Origin of the sequence: Aliiroseovarius salicola, from assembly GCF_027891095.1 — a bacterium.
GTDB classification, from domain to species: Bacteria; Pseudomonadota; Alphaproteobacteria; order Rhodobacterales; family Rhodobacteraceae; genus Aliiroseovarius; species Aliiroseovarius salicola.
Genome location: NZ_JAQIIO010000001.1, coordinates 196515 through 215000, shown reverse-complemented (window position 1 = coordinate 215000; position 18486 = coordinate 196515). Strand labels below are relative to the sequence as shown.

Genomic DNA, 18486 nt, shown 5'->3' with positions numbered 1-18486 from the left:
AACAGTACCTGAAACCGAACGCCTACAATCAGTCGGAGGCCCCTTGCGGGCTGACGGCGTACCTTTTGTATAATGGGTCATCGACTTGGTCTATCTAGCAAGCTTAAGCCGTTAGGTGTAGGCGCAGCGAAAGCGAGTCTTAATAGGGCGAATGAGTTAGGTGGATCAGACCCGAAACCGAGTGATCTAGGCATGGCCAGGTTGAAGGTGCGGTAACACGCACTGGAGGACCGAACCCACATCTGTTGAAAAAGATCGGGATGAGCTGTGCCTAGGGGTGAAAGGCCAATCAAACTCGGAGATAGCTGGTTCTCTGCGAAATCTATTTAGGTAGAGCGTCATACGAATACTCCCGGGGGTAGAGCACTGAATGGGTAATGGGGGCCCACAGCCTTACTGATCCTAATCAAACTCCGAATACCGGGAAGTACTATATGGCAGACACACAGCGGATGCTAACGTCCGTTGTGGAGAGGGAAACAACCCTGACCTACAGCTAAGGCCCCTAATTCATGGCTAAGTGGGAAAGCAGGTGAGACGACCAAAACAACCAGGAGGTTGGCTTAGAAGCAGCCATCCTTTAAAGATAGCGTAACAGCTCACTGGTCTAAATAAGTTGTCTTGCGGCGAAGATGTACCGGGGCTCAAGCCATGAGCCGAAGCTTAGGGTGTGCGTAAGCACGCGGTAGCAGAGCGTAGTGTGACATAGTTCCATTCCTCATTAGCATCTTCGGATGCCTTTGAGGATCGGAGCTTTCAGTGAAGCCGGCCTGTGAGGGATCCGGTGGAGAGATCACTAGCGAGAATGATGACATGAGTAGCGACAAAGGGGGTGAGAGACCCCCTCGCCGAAAATCCAAGGGTTCCTGCTTAAAGCTAATCTGAGCAGGGTAAGCCGGCCCCTAAGGCGAGGCCGAAAGGCGTAGCCGATGGGAACCAGGTTAATATTCCTGGGCCAGAAGGAAGTGACGGATCTCGAAGGTTGTTCATCCTTATTGGATTGAATGGGCAGCTTAGAGGTTCCTGGAAATAGCCCTTCATGAGACCGTACCCTAAACCGACACAGGTGGATAGGTAGAGTATACCAAGGCGCTTGAGAGAACGATGTTGAAGGAACTCGGCAAAATACCTCCGTAAGTTCGCGAGAAGGAGGCCCAGTTTCTACGCAAGTATTGACTGGGGGCACAAACCAGGGGGTGGCGACTGTTTACTAAAAACACAGGGCTCTGCGAAGTCGCAAGACGACGTATAGGGTCTGACGCCTGCCCGGTGCCGGAAGGTTAAAAGGAGGAGTGCAAGCTCCGAATTGAAGCCCCGGTAAACGGCGGCCGTAACTATAACGGTCCTAAGGTAGCGAAATTCCTTGTCGGGTAAGTTCCGACCTGCACGAATGGCGTAACGACTTCCCCGCTGTCTCCAACATCGACTCAGCGAAATTGAATTGCCTGTCAAGATGCAGGCTTCCCGCGGTTAGACGGAAAGACCCCGTGCACCTTTACTACAGCTTCGCACTGGCTTCAGACACAACATGTGCAGAATAGGTGGTGGGCTTTGAAACCGAGACGCTAGTTTCGGTGGAGCCTCCTTTGAGATACCACCCTTGTTCTGTTTGAAGTCTAACCGCGGTCCGTTATCCGGATCCGGGACCCTGCGTGGCGGGTAGTTTGACTGGGGCGGTCGCCTCCTAAAGCGTAACGGAGGCGCGCGAAGGTTGGCTCAGAGCGGTCGGAAATCGCTCGTTGAGTGCAATGGCAGAAGCCAGCCTGACTGCGAGACTGACAAGTCGAGCAGAGTCGAAAGACGGCCATAGTGATCCGGTGGTCCCGAGTGGAAGGGCCATCGCTCAACGGATAAAAGGTACGCCGGGGATAACAGGCTGATACTGCCCAAGAGTCCATATCGACGGCAGTGTTTGGCACCTCGATGTCGGCTCATCTCATCCTGGGGCTGGAGCAGGTCCCAAGGGTACGGCTGTTCGCCGTTTAAAGAGGTACGTGAGCTGGGTTTAGAACGTCGTGAGACAGTTCGGTCCCTATCTGCCGTGGGTGTAGGATACTTGAGAGGAGTTGCCCCTAGTACGAGAGGACCGGGGTGAACGAACCACTGGTGGACCAGTTGTCGTGCCAACGGCAGTGCTGGGTAGCTATGTTCGGACAGGATAACCGCTGAAGGCATCTAAGCGGGAAGCCCCCCTCAAAACAAGGTATCCCTGAGGACCGAGGTAGACTACCTCGTCGATAGGCCAGAGATGTAAGCGCAGCAATGCGTTCAGTTGACTGGTACTAATGGTCCGATAGGCTTGATTTGATCCAGTAGAAGACAGTTCTACTGATTAATCAAAAGCATACACACCATAGTGTACTGACTTGGAAATTGGATTTTTACTCGGTTTGGTGGTCATAGCACAAGTGAAACACCCGGCTCCATCCCGAACCCGGCCGTTAAGCACTGTCGCGCCAATGGTACTGCATCTTAAGGTGTGGGAGAGTAGGTCACCGCCAAACCTAGTAAAAATCCAAGTATCCTCTCATAACGATGACTAATCAAAAACGCCGCTTCCAGAAATGGAGGCGGCGTTTTGGCTTTGGGGGGGGAGAAGACAGTCAAACGACTGCCCGCCGCGCACAGCAATTGCGCTCTGGTAAAAGAGGTTTCGTCACGATTAGGCGCAGCGTCTCCTCGGAAAACTGACAGCTTTAATTGTTTCCCTCGTCCATGCCACGCATCTTACCGATTGCACTTTCAATTGCAGAATTTAGCTGAGTTCGAATTTGGTCAACAAATTCTACATAGCTAGCGAGGGGAGCTTTGATCTGAGGTAATTTCTCCGCAAGGGTCGGAGCATAGGTGTAGACCGCTAAGGCCAACAAGGCGAAGAGAACAACCCACAAGAATCCACTACGGAATGAGCCCTTTTTGACAGCCGGAACTTCGGCAGCCATGTCAGTTTCCGGCTCTGGGTCGCTATTGGCGTCGAGGGTTGAATTGATTTCTTCGATATCCGGCAATAGGTCTTTGCCGCGCCCTTCTGGCAGGGCTTCGATTGCTTCAAACTCGTCTTCCGTACCACGCAAACGGGCCATACGTTCGCGTATAGATTGGCGTTGTCCGTCATCCTGTTCGAATTCGTCCAAACCCATTTCGGTTTGAGTTTCGATCTGTTCCTGCTCTGAATGACGTGCGTCCAGCTCGCGCTGCGCTTCTTCTTGCAAGATGGATTTTACATCTGGGTCCAATTCTCGCTGGTTTGCGCCGAGAGGATTTTCGTCTGCCTCAGTATCATCGGTTGGAAGAGTGTCGAAGGAAGTGGCCTGTTCCTGTTCGTCTTCAACATCAGATTGTGGTTCTGGTGGCGAAGAGTGCAGTTCCTGTTCTGACGACTGCTCAGGCGGTTCTTCTTCCGTTGCGGATTGCGCACCTTTCTGGAACCAAGCGTGGCCACATGCCGAACATTGAACATCGCGTCCGCCTGCTGGCATGACACGATCATCTACCTCATATTGAGCTCCGCAATTGGGGCAAACCAAACGCATATTCTCACCCGTACCAGCGCCTCGACCGGCGAATTACCTGCCGTTTTAACAAGCAATATGGGCGAGATAGACCTGAAAATCAAACCAAGACAATCAATCCATTGAAACAATTCTCAGGCTGGGGCAAAACAGACCTTATAATTGGCAGGGGTGAGTTGTGATCGATCTGGCACAAGTGTCTTACGGGTATGGCGCGGGGACGCTTTTGAATGACATGACGCTGCAAGTGCAGCCCGGGTCGTTCCATTTTTTAACCGGACCATCTGGTGCAGGGAAAACCACATTTCTCAAATTATGTTACGGTGAACTTGTCCCGTCTCAGGGGGCTATTTCTCTGTTCGACTGCGATACACGGCAGATGACTCGTGACGAGGTTGCCATGATGCGTAGACGCGTCGGAGTTGTGCATCAGGATTGCCAATTCCTTGATCATTTGAGTGTTGCTGAAAACATCGCTTTACCTCTCACTGTATCCGGCCGTGCGATTAATGACCCGCAAGAGCTCAATGAGTTGCTGGCATGGGTGGGATTGACCCATCAGGCAGATGCCCGCCCTCCTGAATTGTCGGGTGGGGAGCGCCAGCGCGCAGCCCTTGCGCGCGCAGTTGTTATGTCTCCTGATGTGATCTTGGCGGACGAGCCGACCGGGAATGTGGATTGGGAAATGTCCCTGCGTCTTTTGACGCTTTTGGTCGAGTTAAACAAACTGGGTAAGACAGTGGTGATTGCCACCCATGATATGAATCTGATCCGACAAGCCAAAGCGCAAGTGCAGGCACGGGTTTTGCGGCTATCAGGTGGGCAATTGCACACGGCGGGGGCTGATCTATGAAACAGGGTTTGTCCAAAATCCTCGCCTTGGTTGCGGGCGACGCCCAAGCAGACCGGGCGGTGCCCCCCACCGGCTTCACCGCGCGATTGACCATATTTGCGGCGGGGGCGATGGCGTTTCTTGCTGTATTTGCGATGGCATTGTCACTTGCGTCAGGCCGGTTGGCAGATCGTTGGGGGCAAGCCTTGGCCAAAAGCGCTACAATTCGCATCACGGCACCTGTCGATCAGATGGATATTCAGTCTTTGGCCGTGATGGAAGTCCTGGCCACAACACCAGGAGTTAAAGAGGCGCGTCCTCTTAGCGACGATGAGCAGCGCAAATTGCTTGAACCATGGTTTGGACCGGATTTGCCATTGGAACGGTTGCCTGTGCCACGTCTGATCGAGCTGGTAGAAGATGATACAGGCATTGATGCTGAGGGGTTGCGTGCTCGATTGGCTGGCGAGGCCCCTGGGGCGGTATTGGATGACCATCACCGTTGGCGAGAACCGCTCGTCAAAGCAGCGGGACGGCTGCGATTGCTTGGCTATGTGGCGATGGGATTGATCACTACGCTTGCGGCGGTGGTGATCACGCTTGCGGCTTCTGCTGCCCTTTCTGCCAATGAACAGGTGATCCGCGTTCTGCGTCTGGTCGGTGCGCAAGATGTTTATATTGCGCGGGCCTTTGTCCGCCGATACACGCTGCGCACTTTTTTGGGCGCATCCGGAGGCATGTTGCTGGGGCTGATCGCAGTTTTTCTTCTTCCGTCTTCTCAAGATCAGGCGAGTTTTCTGACCGGGCTTGGGTTTCAGGGGGCTGAATGGGGGTGGCCTGTGCTCATCCCGCCGATTGCGGCTCTTGTCGCCTTTATTGCCACCCGTCAGGCTGCCCTGACCACTTTGCAGGAGAAACGCTGATGTGGCACGTCATACAATGGGTTCGATCCCTGGTGTTTATCGTTCAGATGTATCTGATGATGGTCATTGTCGCGGTTGGGTTTCTTCCGATCACCCTGTTTAGCAGAAAATGGGTGTTTCACACCATTCACCTGTATTGTGCATGGGTTCGCTGGACGGCGTCCTGGATGGTTGGGTTGAAATCCGAAATTCGTGGTGAGGTGCCCCAGGACGAAGTCATTATCGCGGCCAAGCATCAGAGCTTTTTTGATATTATTTTGATTGCATCGGTCATCCCACGACCAAAATACATCATGAAAAAGCAGCTCCGTTGGGCTCCGATCATTGGGTACTATGCCAAGCGGGTCAACTGCGTCGCGGTGGACCGTGGCAAACGGGGCGCTGCCATCAAGCAGATGGTGGCTGAGGTAAATTCGGGCCGGTCTCAACCCGGTCAACTGGTGATTTTTCCCCAAGGAACCCGTGTCGCGGCTGGGGCAGAGAAACCCTATAAGATCGGAACCGGAGTACTTTACAAGGAAACCGGCCAGACCGTGGTGCCCGCCGCCACAAATGTGGGTGTGTTCTGGAAACGTCACGGGATCATGCGGTATCCCGGTACTGCGGTGGTAGAGTTTCTGCCGCGGATCGAACCAGGCAAGAAGATCAAGGATTTCATGGGAGAAATGGAAGATGTGATCGAAACCCGCTCCAATGCGTTGATGGAAGATGCGGGGTTTGACCTAGAAACCGGGAAACGCAAATTTCTAGAAAACTAGAAAACTAGAAAACTAGAAAACTAGAAAACTAGTATTCTGGTTTTGTAAAAGGGGTGACGATGCAATTCATTGAGAAGATTGAAGACCTCGAAGCCTTGTATCGCACTCCCTCCACGGCTTCGTTGGTCAAACTGGCAACGCATCTGACTCCCACTTACCGAAAATGGATCATGGCTTCGAAGTTCTGTGTGCTCAGCACAGTTGGGCCGGAGGGGACCGATGGAAGCCCGCGCGGCGATGATGGCCCCGTGGTATTGGAACTGGATGAGCACCACCTGGCGCTGCCCGACTGGCGCGGCAACAACAGGATCGACAGCTTGCGCAACATCGTACGCGATCCACGTGTGTCGCTGATGTTCATGGTGCCGAAGGTGGATATCGTTGTGCGGGTCAACGGGCGTGCTCGGTTGACGGCCGATGACGGGCTGCGCCAGCGTTTTGCACGGCATGAAGGCGAGCAATTGCCCAGTCTGGTAACGGTTATCCAGATTGATGAGATCTATGCGCAATGTGCCAAATCGATCATGCGCTCGCGGCTTTGGAACGTCGAAGATTCGATGCCTGATGTGCCGACCCTTGGTGAGATGCTCAAGGAGCAGAGTTCTGGGACATTTGACGGTGACGCCTTTGACAAGGAGTGGCCGACAAAGGCATCCCAGACCATGTGGTGACGGCCTTCTTGGGGTAGGGCGAGCAAGAAAAGTGCTCGAGAACATGATGGCCGATGTGGATGGTGATGACCTGAGCCGTGTTCTGCGCGGCTTTGGCGTCGAACTCTGAAACGATAAGGAGGCCGCGTGGCCCCCTGTGCATTTCAATGAAGTTCAGGTTCAGGCGGCGAGGCCATTGGACCCCATTTTAAGGAATTTCTCACGACGTTCCTTTTTCAACGCGTCGCCTTTGGCGCGCTTGGCCAATGCCTTGATTTCAGCTTCGATCGCTTTGCCCACGGCTTCGATGGTGCCTTTGCGATCCCGTTGCGCACCTCCCATCGGTTCGTCGATGATGGTGTCGATTACACCCAGCTTCTTGAGATCCTGAGCGGTAAGACGCAGTGCATCTGCTGCTTCGCGCATTTTTTCGGCGTCTTTCCAAAGGATCGAGGCGCAGCCTTCGGGCGAGATAACCGAGTATACGGAATGCTCAAGCATCATCACAGTATTGGCGGTGGCCAGTGCCACGGCGCCGCCAGAGCCACCTTCGCCGATGATCACCGAGATGACCGGCACCTTGGCGTTCAGGCAACGTTCGGTCGAGCGTGCGATGGCCTCGGATTGGCCACGCTCTTCCGCGCCTTTCCCCGGATATGCGCCGGGGGTGTCGACAAGCGCCACGATCGGCAGCCCAAACCGGTCGGCCAGATCCATCAGGCGGATCGCCTTGCGATAGCCTTCGGGGCGCGCCATGCCGAAATTGCGCTCGATGCGTGATTTGGTGTCGTGGCCCTTTTCCTGACCCATGACCACAACAGGCGTATCTCCAATACGGGCGAGCCCGCCCATGATCGCATGGTCATCGGCAAAATTGCGGTCGCCTGCCAGCGGCGTGTATTCGGTAAAGAGCGCCTCGATATAGTCTTTGCAATGCGGGCGCTCAGGGTGACGGGCCACCTGACATTTGCGCCAGGCCGTCATGTTTTCGTAAAGCTCTTTTAGAAGCGCGTCCGCCTTGGCATCCAGCGCCGTGGCTTCGCCTTCCACGTCCATCTCTTCATTGGCCCGGCCCATGGCACGCAGCTCTTCTGCCTTGCCTTCAATTTCCGCCAGCGGTTTTTCGAATTCGAGATAATGAGTCATGGCCACGCCTGATTGATACCTGTTTTCTGTTATATGACGCTTGGGAAGCGGCAATGCAACGGGAACACACGCGAAACCAGCGCAAAGCCTGCGATGCTCGGCAGTTTCATGCATTGTTGCGCATCAGGGTAGCGCAACTCTCAGATAGTCTGAATGAGAGGCGTCAAGCCACCAGCCCAAGTTGGCGGGCGATTGTTGCAGCGTCATAGTAATCCCTTCCTTCAACAACCATGCCATTCTTGACCCGCATTACGCTGCAATACAGCGTCTCTTGTTGACGTCCCGTTGGTTCGAAAATTCCCAGCGAGGATTCCAGCGGTCCCGTATGTGTTCCTCGATTGACAAACTCGACAACGGCACGGTCGCCGTCCACTATCACGTTGGTAACCTTAACTTCCCCGTCCGGGAAAGCCCGTCGCCAACGTTCGTAGTCCATTCTGTAGCCTTCCGGGCCGACCTGACTTTCGCCGCGTGCAACGTCTTCGAATTGGCAATCTTGAGCGATTACCGCTACACCGCGCTCGGGATCGCGCATGTCCCAGGATTCATGGAACTGACGGACGACCTTTTCTGTGGGATGCATGAACGTCTACCTCCTGTTTTGGTTTGAGATGTTCCCATTCTATCACATCCACAACACGCTTCGATCCGGACATACGTCAATATATAGCGGTGAGCCGCGCGGTCGTGGTGACGCTCATTTGGTAAGGTCTACGTGTTCAAATTCTCACCTGCCCAAGAAAAAAGCCCCGCTATCATGCGGGGCCAGTCGGGGTTCGAATGTGAGTTGGATCAGCTGTTTGCGATCAGTTCGGCCTGTGCCACGATCACCTCTGCCTGTTTGATCGAGGCGATGTCGACAAGGCGTCCCTTGTAAACGGTGGCACCTTCGCCATTGGCCTTGGCGGTTTCCATTGCGGCGAGGATTTCGCGCGCCTCGGTTACAGCCTCTTCTGACGGTGTGAATACTTCGTTGGCGATCGCAATTTGTTTCGGGTGGATCGCCCATTTGCCGACCATGCCCAGAGTGGCCGAGCGTTTGGCCTGGGCGATGTAACCCTCGTCATCTGAGAAATCGCCGAACGGGCCGTCGACCGGCAGGATGCCGTGGGTGCGACAGGCCGCGACAATCGCGGCTTGCGCCCAGTGCCATGGGTCAGACCAGTGCTTTTCACCTTCGCGCAGCATGTAGTAGTTTTCCTGCGTGCCACCGATCCCGGTGGTCTGCATCCCCATCGAGGCTGCAAAGTCAGCGGCACCCAGCGACATGGCTTGCAGGCGGGGCGAAGCGGCGGCGATGGCTTCTACATGGGCGATGCCGGCGGCTGACTCGATGATCACTTCAAAGCTGATCGGCTTGGTGCGGCCTTTGGCGCGTTCAATGGCGGTCACCAGCGCGTCGACCGCGTAGATGTCTTCAGCGCAACCCACTTTCGGGATCATGATTTGGTCAAGGCGGTCGCCTGCCTGTTCCATCAGATCGACCACGTCGCGATACCAGTAGGGGGTGTCGAGACCGTTGATGCGGACCGAGACGTATTTATTGCCCCAATCCACGGTATTGATCGCCTCGATTGCATTCGCGCGGGCCATATCCTTGTCCGACGGGGCCACCGAATCTTCGAGGTCGATATTGATCACGTCAGCGGCTGAGCTAGCCATTTTGGCGAAAAGTTTGGTGTTTGAGGCCGGGCCAAACAGCTGGCAACGGTTCGGGCGGGCCGGGGCGGCGGGTTGGATACGGAAGGACATGCGTCACCTCTAAGCAATGAAGTTGCGATTTTCTTGGCGTAATCGTTATGAAATTGCGCGCGTGAAGGCAAGTCTATTTTGCTCATGCAGCATAAATGCCGCAAGGCGGCAACTTCCCTCCCAGCCATTAAATCCACGAAAGAATATTGCACCAAACAGCCTGAATGACGGAGTATCTTGTGCAATTGTCGTATTTTCATGAGCCTTTGCAAGAAAATGCACCAATAAATCGTGAAAATGACCTTCGGGAAATACTTAACACCGCAAAGAGGAAAGGGCCTAGGCCATGATCAAGACACCGTATCTTCTGTTCTTGGGCGACGCGCCCGATCAGCTCGCTGCAAAAGTGGCGCAGGGTATCAAAGACTGGCGCCCGGAAAACGCCGTAGGCCAATATCGCATGGACGGCTGCAAGGCTGATCTGGGGCTTGCAGATATGACCCTGCAAGAGGCCAAGGACGCTGGAGCAAAAACGCTGGTGATCGGCGTGGCCAACCGTGGTGGTGTGATTTCGCAAGAGTGGAAAAAAGTTCTGGTCATGGCGCTGGAAGAGGGATTCGACCTGGCTTCGGGCCTGCACAACCTTCTGAAAGACGAGCCCGATCTGGTGGCCGTGGCCGAGGCGACCGGGCAGGAATTGCACGACGTGCGCATCCCGGAAGTTGAATACCCGATTGCCAATGGCAAGAAACGCACCGGCAAACGTTGTCTGGCCGTAGGTACTGATTGCTCGGTTGGAAAAATGTACACCGCCCTTGCGATGGACAAAGAAATGCGCGAGCGCGGCATGAAATCGACCTTCCGCGCCACTGGTCAGACCGGTATTCTGATCACCGGTGACGGCGTGCCGCTGGATGCGGTGATTGCCGATTTCATGGCAGGCTCGGTGGAATATATCACCCCGGACAATGATGAAGATCACTGGGATCTGATCGAAGGGCAGGGCTCGCTGTTCCACGTGTCCTATTCGGGTGTGACGATGGCGCTAATTCATGGTGGTCAACCGGATGCGCTGATCCTGTCGCATGAACCGACCCGTGAGCATATGCGTGGTCTACCGGATTATCAGCAGCCCTCACTTGAAGTGTTGCGCGACACAGCGTTGGCGCTGGCTAAAGTGGCAAACCCGGCCTGTCAGGTGATTGGTGTGTCGGTGAATACGCAACATATGTCCGAAGGGGATGCCACGTCTTATCTGGCGCAGATCGAAGAGGATATGGGCATCCCGGCCACTGACCCGTTCCGATTTGGCGCGGGTAAGCTGGTGGAAGCTCTGGCGGTAATCTGATAGCTCCGTGAAGATGTGAAGCTGGGGGACGTTGTCCCCCAGACCCCCTAGGATATTTCAGGTCAGAAGAAGAGGATTGGCGCTTGGAAATCTCTGTTACGCCCGATGTGTTCAAGCTGGCGCAGGTGTTCACCATTTCGCGCGGATCGAGGACCGAAGCAAAAGTGCTGACCGTTCGCGTGCGTGATGGCGAGTATCAAGGTTGGGGCGAATGTGTCCCTTATGCGCGTTACGGTGAAACGCTGGAGAGTGTGACGGATGAGATCATGGGCTTGCCGGGTGATGTGACCCGTGAGGGGCTTTACGATCTGTTGCCAGCAGGGGCAGCGCGCAATGCGGTGGATTGTGCGCTGTGGGATCTTGAGGCGAAACGTGCTGGAAAGCGGGTTTGGGAGCTGGCTGGGCTGGCTGCACCGAAGCCAGAGATCACTGCCTATACCTTGTCTTTGGCGGAGCCTGACGAGATGCAGGCGCAGGCGGTAAAAAACGCCTACCGTCCGCTGTTGAAGATCAAGCTTGGTACGCCGGATGACATGCCACGTTTGGAAGCGGTGCGGGCTGGGGCTCCGAATTCGCGGATTATTGTGGATGCAAATGAGGGTTGGTCGGCAGAGGTTTATACCGATCTTGCCCCGCATCTGGTGCGCTTGGGCGTTGGGTTGGTAGAACAGCCTCTGCCCGCTGGTGAGGATGACGCACTGATTGGCATGGATCGCCCGGTGCCGGTTTGTGCTGATGAGAGCTGTCATGACCGGACCAGCCTGCCAAAGCTTAGGGGCAAATATGACGTGGTGAACATCAAGCTCGATAAGACTGGTGGCCTGACCGAGGCGCTTCGTTTGCGCGAAGCGGCGATTGCGGAAGGCTATGAGGTGATGACCGGCTGTATGGTGGGCTCGTCGCTGGCGATGGCACCTGCTGTTCTGGTGGCGCAGGGCTCGGTGGTGACCGATCTGGATGGGCCGCTATTACTGGCAGAAGATCGCGACGCGCCGCTTTTGTTTGATGAAAAGGGTGTGCATCCGCCATCCTCAGACCTTTGGGGCTGAAACGTGAGGCTGTTATCAGCCGCGCCCGGCAATCTGGGTCAGGAATACGCCCGCACCCATCACGGCAATTCCGCTCGCTCTAGCCAACGTCAATGGGTGCTGCGTGGCACCAAACACTCCGAAATGGTCGATGATTGCCGCCGAGATCAGCTGGCCTATGAGGACAAAGAACACCGCGTTGCCGACGCCGAAGGTGGGTGCGACCCAAGTGATGGTCAGCACATAAAACGCCACAAGGCACCCTGCCAGAAACAGATGTGGCGGCGCACCGATCGCTCCCTTGAGCGAGCTGCCCGAGAACAGGAACGCGACGCAGGTCACCATCAGCGCCACCAGAAACAGGATCATACCTGCAGCAACAGGCGATCCCATCCGTTGTCCCAATGCAGCGTTCAAGGCCGCAAGCACCGGAATGCCGATTCCGGCCACAAGCATGATCAGTGCAGATTGAGTGGCAGGCATTTTGGCTTCCCCTTCGTGACATCATCCGTTAGGCCGTTCTCAACAGCCAAGACAGCAACATCTCGCCCGTCAGTCCACCATGAAAATTCGTGACGCGGCGTTCCAATGAGGAGACCGATATGACCCGAACCGTTTATGTGAATGGCGAATACCTGCCTGAGACCGAGGCCAGCGTTTCGATCTTTGACCGTGGGTTCCTTTTTGCCGATGCGGTTTATGAGGTGACCTCGGTTCTGGGCGGTAAGCTGATTGATTTTGACGGCCACGCGGTGCGTTTGGAACGCTCGTTGAATGAGCTGGGCATCGAGAGCCCGATCTCGAAAGAAGACCTGCTTGAGGTGCACCGTAATCTGGTGAAGGAAAACGGTATCGACGAAGGTCTAGTCTATTTGCAGATCTCACGCGGGGCCGACAGTGACCGTGACTTCGTTTTCCCTGATACGGACAAAGTGAAGCCGACTGTGGTGCTATTCACTCAGAACAAGCCGGGACTGGCCGAAACGGTAAAACCGATCAAGGTGATCTCGGTTGAGGATATCCGCTGGGGCCGTCGTGACATTAAAACCGTGCAGCTGTTGTACCCGTCCATGGGCAAGATGATGGCGAAGGCCGCTGGGGCAGATGATGCGTGGCTGGTGGAAGATGGCTTTGTGACTGAGGGCACCTCGAATAACGCCTATATCGTCAAAGGCGGCAAAATTATCACCCGCGCCCTGTCGAACGATATCCTGCACGGCATCACCCGCGCTGCTGTACTGCGCTTTGCCCGCGAGGCGCAGATGGAAGTGGAAGAGCGCAACTTTACTATTGAAGAGGCGCAAGAGGCTGACGAAGCCTTCTTCACCTCGGCTTCGGCCTTTGTGATGCCGGTAGTTGAGATTGATGGCGTGCAGCTTGGTGACGGCCAGCCCGGCCCGGTCATGACCCGCCTGCGTGAGATCTATCTGGAAGAAAGCCTGAAAAAGGCAGAGTGATCCGGTAGCTCAATCAAAAGATGAAATCCCGTACCGCGAGGTGCGGGGTTTTTTGGTGTCACATCCAACGATGTCCAGACCATGACACTTTGCCCTGCGATTGGGCACGGTGCTCGCCTTGCCGCTGTTATGGGCGCGTTTTCCAGTGGTTATAAGGTATATGTGTCGCTCACATGCCCGACAATCCCTCCAACCGTCAGATCCGTGAGCCCCTCTGGTGATCCCCGCCCGGTCCGGGTGATGATCCGGGGTAAAACCTCGGAAAACAGCTCTTCAAGATCCAGCATCAGATCGTCGATCACATGGTCGCTTGGGCGCAGTGGCAACGGGTGATTGGGGGAGGAGCAGGTGGCCTGCACCTCATCATAGACTGCACGCGCCACTTCGGCGTCCGCGTTGGGCAGGGCCGCAAGGAATGTCGCGAAATCCTCACCCACGCGCGCGCGATGGAGCGCCAGCATCTTCTGCCCGCCATTCCAGATCGACATACCCAGCAGCACCATACCTCCCAGCATGAATACGCCCAATGCGGGGTGATACATGAACCCTGCTAAAGTGAGGGTGCAAGAGACACCCAAAAGAATCAGGAGAGTGCGGGTCACGCGCCGTTACTCTTTTGCTTCGCCCACGTTCTCAGCAAACGCGACCTTGAATTCAGCCTGTTTGTCGGGGCTGGCATCCGTCTGATAATTGGCCTTCCACTCATCCATGCTCATGCCATAGAAAATCTCGCGCGCTTGCGTTTTGTCCATCTCGATGCCGCGCTCGTTGGCGGCTTCTTGATACCAGCGCGACAGGCAGTTGCGACAAAAGCCCGTCAGGTTCATCATGTCGATGTTCTGTACATCGGTGCGCTTTTCCATCAGGTGTTCGCGCAGGGCGCGAAATGCAGCAGCTTCCAGTTCAATACGGGTCTGGTTGTCCATCATGGGCTCCAATTACAAAACGTCTTTCACATAGGATGAGCTGAGATCTGCAACGTCAACAGAAAGACTGCCCACCTCAGGCAAATGTCTGCGCATCACGGTCAGGATCAATCGGGCCAACTCGGTTTTCACCTCATCTGAACGACCTGGCAGCAGCGTGAGATGTGCATGGGCAAAACTGGCCGGCTCGGTGCCAATGCGATAGGCGTCACAGGGTAGGGCACGTACTTTCAAGCTCTCTGGATGGGGGATCGCTTTATGTGCCGCCAATGCATCGAACACCGCCTCGCAGACCTTCTGCTGATCCACCGCCGTTCCGGCATGTTCAATCCTCACATGTGGCATTCCGCAGGTTCCTTTTTTCTTGCCCAAAATACCTTGGGGTGAGGCCGAAGGCCTAGTGGCAACGCCCCTAGAGCCCGTTCTCCACCAATACCTCGGTCAGTATCGGTGCCAATCGTTCCGCCCACCACACTTGCTGCGCTTCGGTCTCAATCAGGTCATTGCGGATTTCGATCAGCACATTTGGAATGCCCAGACCCAACGCTTGCCGGTCGATGCTGTCCCCGTCTAGGTGCCCGCCATAGGGCTCGTTTTCGCCGACACACCATTCGCCCTCTGCTTCCAGCCGCTCAAGAAGCGGCGTGGCCACCCGGCTGTCTTTGTCGTGCAGTACGGCAATGTGCCACGGGCGCAGTTCGCGGCCCTGCAATTGCGGGGTGTAGGAATGCATTGCCAAAAGCACTGGTGCGCTGCGGCTCGCCAGAAGCGTAGCCATTGCCTTGTGATAGGGACGATGAAACGCAGCCAGCCGGCGTTCACGCTCTGTCGCATCTGCGTGGCGGTTGGCGGGTATGATGGATCCATCATAGAGCTTCATCATTACGGTCGGATCGTCTTCGCCGCGATTGGGGTCAATCACCAAACGGGAAAATCGTGACAGGATCGCCGGGCTGTCCAGTAGACGTGACAAATGCCGGGTGACGCCCTCTGCCCCCACATCATAGGCAATGTGGCGCTCCATGTCGGCTTTCGGCAGGCCCAGATCGCCACCATTCACACAAGCAGGCACCCGGTTCGACGCATGATCACAGCTGATCAGCCAGCGCCCGGGCAGCGTTTCCCCAATGATTTCATAGGCGTCGTGCAAAAGTAGGTCTTTCATCGGATCTCCATCATGAATTCCTGTCATGCGGATGTCATCTCATTCGATCAAAGTCATTTAAGGCAGGCTGAGCAAAAGTGCCAGTTCCCTTGATGCAACATTTTTCTGTGAGCGCTAACATTTCATTTCACTTGCTGCGGAAAATGGCTATAGAACCGGTGAACGAAGACGATATGGATATGGAGAAGCAGATGAGACGCCAACGGAACGTGAAGATTGTTGCCACCCTTGGCCCTGCTTCAAATGACTATGACACCATCCGGTCCCTGTTCGAAGCGGGCGCTGATGTCTTCCGTATGAACATGTCGCACGGCACCCATGACGAACAGCGTGCGCGCCATGCAATTGTGCGCCAGGTGGAAAAGGATCTTGATCGCCCAATTGCCATTCTAGCTGACCTTCAGGGGCCGAAACTACGCTGCGGTGTCTTTACCGCTGGCGCAACCGAGATCGAAGAGGGACACGAGTTTCGCTTTGATCTGGATGATGCGCCGGGTGAAAGCCATCGTGTCTGCCTGCCTCATCCCGAGATTTTTGCCGCGCTTGAAACCGGATCAACGCTTCTCGTGAATGATGGCAAACTACGTCTCCGTGTGAAAGATTGCAGCGCAGAACACGCCAACTGCATCGTTGAAGTCGGCGGTACAATTTCCGACCGCAAAGGGGTGAATGTGCCGGATGTGGTTCTGCCGCTTGCGGCCCTTTCGGAAAAGGACAAGGCCGATCTCGAATTTGCCTGTCAGCTGGGGGTCGACTGGCTGGCCCTAAGTTTTGTGCAGCGTGCCGAAGATGTCGAAGAGGCCCGCGCACTCGCGGGCGGCCGTGCATCGGTTTTGTCGAAAATCGAAAAGCCCGCCGCTGTGAATGCGTTTCGTGAAATCCTGAAAGCATCAGATGGCATTATGGTCGCAAGAGGCGATCTGGGGGTTGAACTGCCGGTCTATGCCGTGCCTCCGATCCAAAAACGTCTGATCAATGACTGTCGCCGTGCAGGCAAGCCGGTGATTGTGGCCACGCAGATGCTCGAAAGCATGATCGAAAGCCCAATGCCGACCCGCGCCGAAGTGTCCGACGTTGCAAATGCGATTTATGATGGTGCTGATGCAGTGATGTTGTCGGCGGAAAGTGCGGCTGGGGATTATCCTATAGAAGCCGTATCCACCATGAATGCCGTGGCAATCGAGGTAGAGCATGACGACACATATCGTGAGCAGGCAGATGCCCAACGCGTCGCGTCGCGCAGTGGTGTGAATGACGCGATCGTGGCAGCGGCGCGTGAAATTGCAGAAACCACTGACATCAAAGCGATCTGCTGTTTTACGCAATCCGGCACCACCGCGCTGCTGACTTCACGCGAACGTCCTCGGGTTCCAATCATTGCGTTGACCCCCTTAAAAGGCACGGCACGGCGCCTGTGTTTGTCTTGGGGCACCAATTGCTTTGTGACCCCCGGCGAGGTCGAGCGATTCAAAGCCGCCGTCGTTTCAGCTGCGCGGGCTGCTCGCACGGCCGGGTTCGCGGAAGAGGGCGATCAGATCGTCGTGACTGCCGGTGTTCCCTTCAATGTACCCGGTACCACAAACATCCTTCGGGTTGCCCCCTGTGATGAAAGGTTGATTTTCAGCACAGATACGGAATAATCGTCACACATTTTACCCTAGGACAATGTGATGACACATGATCTATCCCTTGTCGCAGGGGTGGTAATTTTAATACTTTCCATCCCTGCGTTTTTGAACGCAATGATTGACAGGCGTGCGCCCAAAGTCATGGCGATTTCTTTTTTGGTTGGGAGCGGCCTGATTATCTTCGCCATAGGGGGCAACCCGAAGGGCTATTCGATCAATGAGTTGCCGAACGTATTTGTTCGGGTGGTCGGAGCCTTTATGAACTAGGACGTTTTGGCGTTAGGCATGCACGCAAGTGCAACAAATCCCTTGCCATGGCAGGGAATCCCTTCTATATGCCGCACTTCATGCGCGCCCGGCTTATGTGGCATGCCGAGTCGCGTCCGAACCGAACCCAAGTAAGGAGACGGAAATGCCCAAGATGAAGACCAAGTCGAGCGCCAAGAAGCGCTTTAAGGTGACTGCAACAGGCAAAGTCCTGGCCAGCCAAGCTGGCAAACAGCACGGAATGATCAAACGGACGAAGAAATTCATCCGTAACGCCCGTGGCACCACCACCCTGTCCGCCCCCGACGCAAAGATCGTCAAGGGCTACATGCCCTACGACCGCTAAGAGGAGTATAGAATATGTCCCGCGTTAAAGGTGGAACCACAACTCACGCCCGTCACAAGAAAGTCGTCAAGGCCGCTAAAGGCTATTACGGCCGCCGCAAGAATACCTTCAAGGTAGCGCGTCAGGCCGTCGACAAGGCGAACCAATATGCAACCCGCGACCGCAAAAACCGTAAGCGCAATTTCCGCGCCCTGTGGATCCAGCGTATCAACGCTGCTGTCCGTTCGCATGACGAGGCCCTGACCTATTCTCGCTTCATCAACGGCCTGAACCTTGCCGGTGTTGAAGTGGACCGCAAAGTGCTGGCCGACCTGGCCGTGCACGAGCCGGAAGCTTTCGGCGCAATCGTCGAGAAAGCCAAGGCTGCTCTGGCCTAAGCCAAGCATCAAACGCAAAGATCAAAGTCGCAGGGGAAACCCTGCGACTTTTCTGTTTTTTGGGATGCGCGCTAAGCGTATTAATTGTGGTGTTTCAACGCCCCGAAACAGAGCCGCCATCAGGGCTGGTCAAGGTCGAACCTATATTTCCCCAGCCGCCATTGCTACCGCCTGACACCATGCTCGGAACGGCTGCTTTTGGATTCTTTGACTCGAATCCGGCGCCTTCAAGGAAATCCTTAGTGGATTGATCCTGATTGACGCCAGATTTGAGCGCGCCCGCCATTGCCTTGGCGTTGGTTGGGTTATTGCCACCGGCGAATCCCGGCGCGGCTGAGGTGACGGCGATTGCGATTGCTGTAATTGCGATAGTGCGGATCATTGAGTGACTCCTTGGTCAGTTGGTTGCATGCGCCTGCAAAATGGCTGTC

General features: G+C 55.3%; 21 protein-coding genes and 2 rRNA genes (1 of these 23 cut by a window edge). 13 read left to right on the top strand and 10 right to left on the bottom strand.

Annotation, left to right across the window (positions count from 1 at the left end; genetic code table 11):
• Both O2N63_RS01095 and rrf read left to right on the top strand, forming a co-directional pair.
• Positions 1-2307, top strand: a 23S ribosomal RNA gene (locus O2N63_RS01095) (it extends 522 nt beyond the left edge of the window).
• 82 nt (positions 2308-2389) lie between these two features.
• Positions 2390-2504 (top strand): 5S ribosomal RNA (rrf, locus tag O2N63_RS01090).
• Positions 2505-2696: 192 nt separating this feature from the next.
• Here rrf and O2N63_RS01085 read toward each other — a convergent pair.
• Positions 2697-3533 carry a zinc-ribbon domain-containing protein gene (locus tag O2N63_RS01085; RefSeq protein ID WP_271052193.1) on the bottom strand — a complete coding sequence of 279 codons (837 nt, stop codon included), beginning with the start codon at positions 3531-3533 and terminating at the stop codon, positions 2697-2699.
• Positions 3534-3690: 157 nt separating this feature from the next.
• On the opposite strand from O2N63_RS01085, the gene O2N63_RS01080 reads away from it, so the two are divergent.
• The 4 genes from O2N63_RS01080 to O2N63_RS01065 are packed head-to-tail and all read left to right on the top strand — an operon-like array spanning position 3691 to position 6696.
• The gene (locus O2N63_RS01080) at positions 3691-4365 is read left to right on the top strand and encodes a cell division ATP-binding protein FtsE (RefSeq protein ID WP_271052192.1); all 675 of its coding nucleotides are present in this window, start codon (positions 3691-3693) and stop codon (positions 4363-4365) included.
• Positions 4362-5267 carry a cell division protein FtsX gene (locus O2N63_RS01075; RefSeq protein ID WP_271052191.1) on the top strand — a complete coding sequence of 302 codons (906 nt, stop codon included), beginning with the start codon at positions 4362-4364 and terminating at the stop codon, positions 5265-5267. Before O2N63_RS01080 ends, O2N63_RS01075 begins: the two co-directional genes overlap by 4 nt.
• On the top strand, positions 5267-6025 hold the full coding sequence (locus tag O2N63_RS01070) for a lysophospholipid acyltransferase family protein (RefSeq protein ID WP_271052190.1): 759 nt from the start codon (positions 5267-5269) through the stop codon (positions 6023-6025). Before O2N63_RS01075 ends, O2N63_RS01070 begins: the two co-directional genes overlap by 1 nt.
• Before the next feature lie 59 nt (positions 6026-6084).
• On the top strand, positions 6085-6696 hold the full coding sequence (locus tag O2N63_RS01065; RefSeq protein ID WP_271052189.1) for a pyridoxamine 5'-phosphate oxidase family protein: 612 nt from the start codon (positions 6085-6087) through the stop codon (positions 6694-6696).
• Positions 6697-6855: 159 nt separating this feature from the next.
• On the opposite strand, the gene O2N63_RS01060 is transcribed toward O2N63_RS01065, so the two are convergent.
• The 3 genes from O2N63_RS01060 to O2N63_RS01050 all read right to left on the bottom strand — a co-directional run bounded on the left by O2N63_RS01060 (position 6856) and on the right by O2N63_RS01050 (position 9573).
• On the bottom strand, positions 6856-7821 hold the full coding sequence (locus tag O2N63_RS01060) for an acetyl-CoA carboxylase carboxyltransferase subunit alpha (protein WP_271052188.1): 966 nt from the start codon (positions 7819-7821) through the stop codon (positions 6856-6858).
• Between the two features lie 163 nt (positions 7822-7984).
• Positions 7985-8404 (bottom strand): ester cyclase, encoded by a 420-nt coding sequence (locus O2N63_RS01055; protein ID WP_271052187.1) that lies wholly within the window; start codon positions 8402-8404, stop codon positions 7985-7987.
• A 209-nt stretch (positions 8405-8613) separates the two neighbouring features.
• Entirely contained in the window at positions 8614-9573 is a 960-nt protein-coding gene (locus tag O2N63_RS01050) for an L-malyl-CoA/beta-methylmalyl-CoA lyase (protein WP_271052186.1), read from the bottom strand.
• Between the two features lie 286 nt (positions 9574-9859).
• Between O2N63_RS01050 and dgcN the strand changes: the two genes are divergently transcribed.
• Both dgcN and dgcA read left to right on the top strand, forming a co-directional pair.
• Positions 9860-10861, top strand: coding sequence for an N-acetyltransferase DgcN (gene dgcN / locus O2N63_RS01045; protein ID WP_271052185.1), 1002 nt, complete (start codon positions 9860-9862; stop codon positions 10859-10861).
• Positions 10862-10944: 83 nt separating this feature from the next.
• The gene (dgcA, locus tag O2N63_RS01040) at positions 10945-11910 is read left to right on the top strand and encodes an N-acetyl-D-Glu racemase DgcA (RefSeq protein ID WP_271052184.1); all 966 of its coding nucleotides are present in this window, start codon (positions 10945-10947) and stop codon (positions 11908-11910) included.
• A 15-nt stretch (positions 11911-11925) separates the two neighbouring features.
• Here the strand turns inward: dgcA and O2N63_RS01035 are convergent, their stop codons facing one another.
• Positions 11926-12372, bottom strand: a complete 447-nt coding sequence (locus O2N63_RS01035) for a DMT family transporter (protein WP_271052183.1) — start codon at positions 12370-12372, stop codon at positions 11926-11928.
• A 119-nt stretch (positions 12373-12491) separates the two neighbouring features.
• Here O2N63_RS01035 and O2N63_RS01030 point away from each other — a divergent pair, with 119 nt between their 5' ends.
• On the top strand, positions 12492-13346 hold the full coding sequence (locus tag O2N63_RS01030; protein ID WP_271052182.1) for a D-amino-acid transaminase: 855 nt from the start codon (positions 12492-12494) through the stop codon (positions 13344-13346).
• 149 nt (positions 13347-13495) lie between these two features.
• On the opposite strand, the gene O2N63_RS01025 is transcribed toward O2N63_RS01030, so the two are convergent.
• The 4 genes from O2N63_RS01025 to O2N63_RS01010 form a co-directional block, all read right to left on the bottom strand.
• Positions 13496-13948: a hypothetical protein gene (locus tag O2N63_RS01025; protein ID WP_271052181.1), complete on the bottom strand. Its 453-nt coding sequence runs from the start codon at positions 13946-13948 to the stop codon at positions 13496-13498.
• A gap of 6 nt (positions 13949-13954) precedes the next feature.
• Entirely contained in the window at positions 13955-14272 is a 318-nt protein-coding gene (locus O2N63_RS01020) for a DUF1244 domain-containing protein (protein ID WP_271052787.1), read from the bottom strand.
• 12 nt (positions 14273-14284) lie between these two features.
• Positions 14285-14617, bottom strand: a complete 333-nt coding sequence (locus O2N63_RS01015; RefSeq protein WP_271052180.1) for a 5-carboxymethyl-2-hydroxymuconate Delta-isomerase — start codon at positions 14615-14617, stop codon at positions 14285-14287.
• Between the two features lie 67 nt (positions 14618-14684).
• On the bottom strand, positions 14685-15464 hold the full coding sequence (locus tag O2N63_RS01010; RefSeq protein ID WP_271052179.1) for an N-formylglutamate amidohydrolase: 780 nt from the start codon (positions 15462-15464) through the stop codon (positions 14685-14687).
• Between the two features lie 164 nt (positions 15465-15628).
• On the opposite strand from O2N63_RS01010, the gene pyk reads away from it, so the two are divergent.
• The 4 genes from pyk (at position 15629) to rplT (ending at position 18055) form a co-directional block, all read left to right on the top strand.
• Positions 15629-17077, top strand: a complete 1449-nt coding sequence (gene pyk, locus O2N63_RS01005; protein WP_271052178.1) for a pyruvate kinase — start codon at positions 15629-15631, stop codon at positions 17075-17077.
• Between the two features lie 30 nt (positions 17078-17107).
• Entirely contained in the window at positions 17108-17332 is a 225-nt protein-coding gene (locus tag O2N63_RS01000) for a hypothetical protein (RefSeq protein WP_271052177.1), read from the top strand.
• Between the two features lie 145 nt (positions 17333-17477).
• Positions 17478-17678 carry a 50S ribosomal protein L35 gene (rpmI, locus tag O2N63_RS00995; RefSeq protein WP_271052176.1) on the top strand — a complete coding sequence of 67 codons (201 nt, stop codon included), beginning with the start codon at positions 17478-17480 and terminating at the stop codon, positions 17676-17678.
• A 14-nt stretch (positions 17679-17692) separates the two neighbouring features.
• On the top strand, positions 17693-18055 hold the full coding sequence (rplT, locus tag O2N63_RS00990; protein WP_055187387.1) for a 50S ribosomal protein L20: 363 nt from the start codon (positions 17693-17695) through the stop codon (positions 18053-18055).
• 94 nt (positions 18056-18149) lie between these two features.
• Here the strand turns inward: rplT and O2N63_RS00985 are convergent, their stop codons facing one another.
• A complete protein-coding gene (locus tag O2N63_RS00985; RefSeq protein WP_271052172.1) occupies positions 18150-18437 on the bottom strand; it encodes a hypothetical protein in 288 nt (95 codons plus the stop codon).
• Positions 18438-18486 lie beyond the last annotated feature (49 nt).